Origin of the sequence: Streptomyces panaciradicis (assembly GCF_023516615.1) — a bacterium.
In the GTDB taxonomy this organism is placed as follows: domain Bacteria; phylum Actinomycetota; class Actinomycetes; order Streptomycetales; family Streptomycetaceae; genus Streptomyces; species Streptomyces panaciradicis.
The window spans coordinates 1-4,730 of the sequence record NZ_JAMGBF010000281.1 but is presented as its reverse complement, the minus strand read 5'-3'; the positions used below and the strand labels follow the sequence as shown (position 1 = coordinate 4,730).

Annotated in this window: 5 protein-coding genes; 3 read left to right on the top strand and 2 right to left on the bottom strand. The window is 74.0% G+C overall.

From position 1 onward, the window contains the following. Positions 1–146 precede the first annotated feature (146 nt). Complete coding sequence (locus M8J74_RS43685; RefSeq protein WP_249841710.1) at positions 147–695, top strand: RNA polymerase sigma factor; 549 nt, start codon at positions 147–149, stop codon at positions 693–695. Further along, entirely contained in the window at positions 688–1,824 is a 1,137-nt protein-coding gene (locus M8J74_RS43680; protein ID WP_249841709.1) for a CU044_5270 family protein, read from the top strand. The genes M8J74_RS43685 and M8J74_RS43680 overlap by 8 nt, the downstream gene beginning before the upstream one ends. A 66-nt stretch (positions 1,825–1,890) precedes the next feature. Here M8J74_RS43680 and M8J74_RS43675 read toward each other — a convergent pair whose 3' ends face one another. After that, positions 1,891–2,256 (bottom strand): nuclear transport factor 2 family protein, encoded by a 366-nt coding sequence (locus M8J74_RS43675; RefSeq protein WP_249841708.1) that lies wholly within the window; start codon positions 2,254–2,256, stop codon positions 1,891–1,893. A gap of 171 nt (positions 2,257–2,427) precedes the next feature. On the opposite strand from M8J74_RS43675, the gene M8J74_RS43670 reads away from it, so the two are divergent. Next, positions 2,428–2,709 carry a hypothetical protein gene (locus M8J74_RS43670; protein WP_249841707.1) on the top strand — a complete coding sequence of 94 codons (282 nt, stop codon included), beginning with the start codon at positions 2,428–2,430 and terminating at the stop codon, positions 2,707–2,709. A 63-nt stretch (positions 2,710–2,772) separates the two neighbouring features. Here the strand turns inward: M8J74_RS43670 and M8J74_RS43665 are convergent, their stop codons facing one another. Beyond that, the gene (locus M8J74_RS43665; protein ID WP_249841706.1) at positions 2,773–4,527 is read right to left on the bottom strand and encodes an ABC transporter ATP-binding protein; all 1,755 of its coding nucleotides are present in this window, start codon (positions 4,525–4,527) and stop codon (positions 2,773–2,775) included. Positions 4,528–4,730 lie beyond the last annotated feature (203 nt).

Sequence of the window (4,730 nt, the reverse complement as noted above, 5' to 3'; positions counted from 1 at the left end):
TCGGTGGTCGTCAGCCACTTGATGCTCTTGAGGTTCCTCACGCCCCGCCTGTGTCCGTACCCGGCCGTGCGGTCACACTCGGCGGACGCGACGAGTATCACGGAAAAGGGTGTGACGATCCCGAAGGTGCCGGACACGAACCGAACATGAGCAACGACGAGATCTTCGCCGCTGCCTATCGCGAGCACTACTGGGCGGTCAGCCGTTATGTCGCACGTCGACTGAGCGGGCGGACCGGCGAGGTGGAGGAAGTGGTGGCGGAGGTGTTCACGGTGGCCTGGCGGCGCCGTGCCGACCTGCCGGCGTCCCCGCTGCCGTGGCTGTACGGCGTGGCACGCAACTGTCTGGCCAACGCGGTACGCGGACACGGGCGCCGGCGCAGGCTGCTGGACCGGCTGGGCAACGACGAGACCGCGCGCGGCCGGCAGATCGTGGACAGCCCCGACGCCGAGGCGCCGGGCGCCTGGGTGCACGAGGCGCTGGGCCGGCTCTCCGAGGCCGACCAGGAGGTCCTGCGCCTGACGGCCTGGGAGGAACTGGGCGTCGGTGATCTCGCCGTCGCGCTCGGCTGCGGCACCCGGGCGGCCGCGATGCGGCTGCACCGCGCCAGGCGCCGGCTGCGCGCCGAGATCGACCGTATGCGCCCCGCTCTCGCCGACGGAGGGACCGCTACGAAGGAGCACCGCCATGGCTGACGAACTCGAACTCCTGCGCAACGCCAACCCCGTACCGGCCGACGCACCGCGTTTCGGCGACGGCCCTTTGGACCAGCGGGCGGAGCGGCACCTGGCGGACCTGCTGGACGGCGGGCGGCGCGAGGGCCGGCGGTCGGCGCCTCTCCCCGGCCGGGGCCGGCGTACCGGGCTGCCCCGGGGCCGCGCGGCCGACGGCGAGCGCCGCGGTCAGGGCGGGCGGCGGACGCGTGGTCCCGTCCGGGGCAGCCGGGGGAAGGCCCCCTGGGGGCGGTCCGCGCCTCTTGCCCTCGGCAACCGGCCGGCCAGGGCTGCCTGGGGTCTCGCGGCTGCCCTCGTCGTGACCGTCGTGACGCTCGCTCTCGTGCTCACCGGCCCCGGCACGCCGCCCGCCGTCGCCGCGCCCCGTCCGCTCGTCGTGCAGGCCGGCTCCACCCCCGTACCGCTGAAGGTGCTGGCCGGGCGGGCGCGGGCGGCCGCGGCCGACGGCTCGCCCCGTCTGCGCAAGGGCACCCACGTGCAGTCGTGGAGCCTCGGCATGAGCGAGGACGCGCCGCCGATCACCCTGCCCGAGGAACGCGTCGTGCGCTGGCGGGCGGACGGCAGCCACACCGAACTCGTCGTCGCGACCGACCCGCGCCACCCCGGCCGGCCCGTCCTCAGCGACGGGGGCGGCGCCCGCCCGGTGCCGGACGGCCATGTGATCAGCCGCCGGACCTACCCGCCGAGCTGGAGCGACGCCCCGCCGGAGTCGCCCCCGCCGCACGACGCCGCCCGCCTGCGCGCCTACCTGAGCGAGGCCGCGTACCTGCGCGCCGCCCCCACCACCCCCGAACTCCTCGACGCGGTGGAGCTGTTGCTCGACCACTGGACCCTCGGCGCGCGCGAGAGCGCGGCCCTCGCGGCGCTGCTGGCGGACACCGGCGGCCTGCGCCCGGCCGGGCAGGTGACCGACCGGCTCGGGCGGCGCGGCCAGGCGTACGTCTACGAGGGCCGGGGCCTGCGCCGGATGCTGGTGCTGGACCCGGTCACCGGCGCCGTGCTCGGCCTGGAGAGCGTCTTCGTCCGGGCCGAGCCCGCGTACGGCGTCAAGGCCGGCGACGTGATGGCGTACAGCGCCTGGATGCGCTGATCACACCCCGAGTACGCCGGGGCCGGGGCCGCGCACGGGCGGGCCCCGGAGCCTCGTCGCCTCCTCCTACTCGTCCCAGGCCTGGATCAGGATCTCCTCGGCGATCTTCCCGTCGCGCAGCGTGATCATCGACTCGGCGAGCACGCGGGTGCCGTCCGAGTACCGGCAGGACTGGCTGTACGCGGCGTGGTCGCCCTGGATGATGCACTGGTCGACCTTGTGCGTCATGTCCCGGCTGTAGATGTCCTGGAAGAGGGCGCCGATCTCGTCGCGCCCGCGCAGGACCCTGGGCCGGCTCGGCTGACTGTTGCGGTCCACGATGCGTACTTGCGCGTCGTCCGCGTAGAGGGACAGAAGATCTGCCGCCGTGTGTCCTTCGACGCCCTTGCGCAGTGTCTCGGCGTTGAAGGTGGAGCTTGCCGCGGTGCCCATGGTGACCTCCTCCGAGAGCCGCGACCCTGTGCGGAGCGGGCCGCGCAGCACCTCACCTTCGAGACTCCTCCGCCCCGGCAGGCTCGGCAAGCGCAGGGGTGCGATGCGCCTGACGGGTGAGCGGGGCGGTGCGCCCGTGTCCGGCGGGCGTCCGCGGCCGTTGCTCAAAGCATGATCTCAACACGACGTATCGCCGCCGCCGTTGGTCTCGCCGCGGGCATCACCGGCCTCGCCGCGCCGATGGCGGGCGCCGCCCCGGCCGTTCCGAACCCGGGCCGGATCAGCCCGATGGCCACGCTCGACTCGCTCGCGGTGAGCGACGTGCCTCGGGAGCACGTGGGCGAGATGCCCCGGCCGTCCGACCAGCTGCAGCGGCTGAACGACCTCAACCAGCTGCACCAGGTCACCGACCTGGCAGCCCCCCTGCTCCCGCTCCTCGGCGCCGTCCACTGAGCCGCTGACCGACCTAGGGCCGCCCGATCCGGGCGGCCCTCGCCGTGTGTCGGGACCCCGGCCTCACCCGGCCGTCGCGAGGAACTGCGTGGCCGCGAGCTCCGCGTACAGCGGGTCCGCGGCGACGAGTTCGCGATGGGTGCCCACGGCACGCACCCGGCCCGCGTCCATGACGACGATCCGGTCCGCCATCGTCACCGTCGACAGCCGGTGAGCGACGACCAGGACCGTCGTCGTCCGGGCGACGTCCGCGACGGTGTCGCGCAGCGCCGCCTCGTTGACCGCGTCCAGCTGCGAGGTGGCCTCGTCGAGCAGCAGCAGGCGGGGACGGCGCAGCAGCGCGCGGGCGATGGCCACCCGCTGGCGCTCACCGCCGGAGAGCTTGGTGCCGCGGTGCCCTACCAGCGTCTCCAGGCCCTGCGGCAGGCGGGCGACCAGCCCGTCGAGGCGGGTCGTCCTCACCACGCGCGCCACGGCGTCGTCGTCCGCCTCCGGGTTGCCCAGCAGCAGGTTGTCCCGCAGCGAACCCGACAGGACCGGCGCGTCCTGCTCCACATAGCCGATCGCCGACCGCAGCCGCGGCAGCTCCCAGTCGGCGAGCGGGCGGCCGTCCAGGGTGATCGTCCCGGACTCGGGGTCGTAGAACCGCTCGATGAGCGAGAAGACCGTCGTCTTGCCCGCGCCGGACGGGCCGACGAACGCCGTCATGCCGCGCGGGGGCACGGCGAACGACACGCCGTGGTGCACGTACGGCAGGTCGTCGGCGTACCGGAAGCGGACCTCGTCGAAGGCGAGGGCGGCCGGTTCCGCGCCGGGCGACGGCAACGGAGCGGGCCGGTCCGCGGGTTCGGACGGCAGGCTCAGCGCCTCCTGGATGCGGGCCAGGGCGGCCGCCCCCGTCTGGTACTGCGTGATCGCGCCGACCACCTGCTGGATCGGGGACATCAGGTAGAAGACGTACAGCAGGAACGCCACCAGCGTGCCCACCTCGATCGCGCCGGTCGCCACCCGTGCCCCGCCCACGGCCAGGACGGTGATGAAGGCGATCTGCATCGCCAGCCCGGCCGTGTTGCCCGCCGCCGCCGACCACTTGGCGGCGCTCACGCTCTGCCGCCACGACTCCTCGGCCGCCTCGTGCAGCGTCCGTTCCTCACGGTGCTCGGCACCGGAGGCCTTCACCGTGCGCAGCGCACCGAGGATGCGCTCCAGCGAGGCACCCATCACCCCGACCGCGTCCTGCGCCCGCCTGCTGGCCCGGTTGATCCGGGGCACGATCACCCCGAGGACCGTGCCCGCACCCGCGATCACCGCCAGCGTGACCCCCAGCAGCACGGGGTCGACGAGGCCCATCATCACCACGGTCGCGACGAGCGTCAGCCCGCCCGTGCCGAGGCCCACCAGGGAGTCGGTGGTGACCTCGCGCAGCAGTGTCGTGTCCGAGGTGATGCGCGCCATCAGGTCGCCCGGCTCGCTGCGGTCCACGGCCGTGATCCGCAGCCGCAGAAGATACGACGACAACGCGCGCCGCGCGCCGAGGACCACCGACTCCGCGGTGCGCCGCAGCACGTACGAACCGAGCCCGCCCAGGGCCGCGTTGGCGATGACGAGCGCGGACATGGCGAGCAACGCGCCGGTGATGGCCCGGTCGTGGGACAGGTCGTCGATGAGCCCCTTCGCCACCAGCGGCAGCAACAGCCCGGTGGCGCCCGTGAGCAGCGACAGCAGCGCGCCGGTCAGCAGGGCCCACCGATGCGGCCGGACGTAACCGATGAGCAGCCGCCAGGCGGCCGATGGGGTCTCGGTGGCTGCGATGCTCACGGGGCTCCTCGCGGGAAGGGTGGAGCATTCAGGCTACGTCGGCCGCGTCGCCGGACGCGGGGCGCCGCCGCCGTTACCGATCAGTCACCTCTAGGGTCGAAAGGACGGACACCGGCGAAGGGAAGGGTTCAGCACCATGGCGCAGGAAGTACGGGGCGTGATCGCACCGGGCAAGGACGAGCCGGTGCGGGTGGAGACGATCG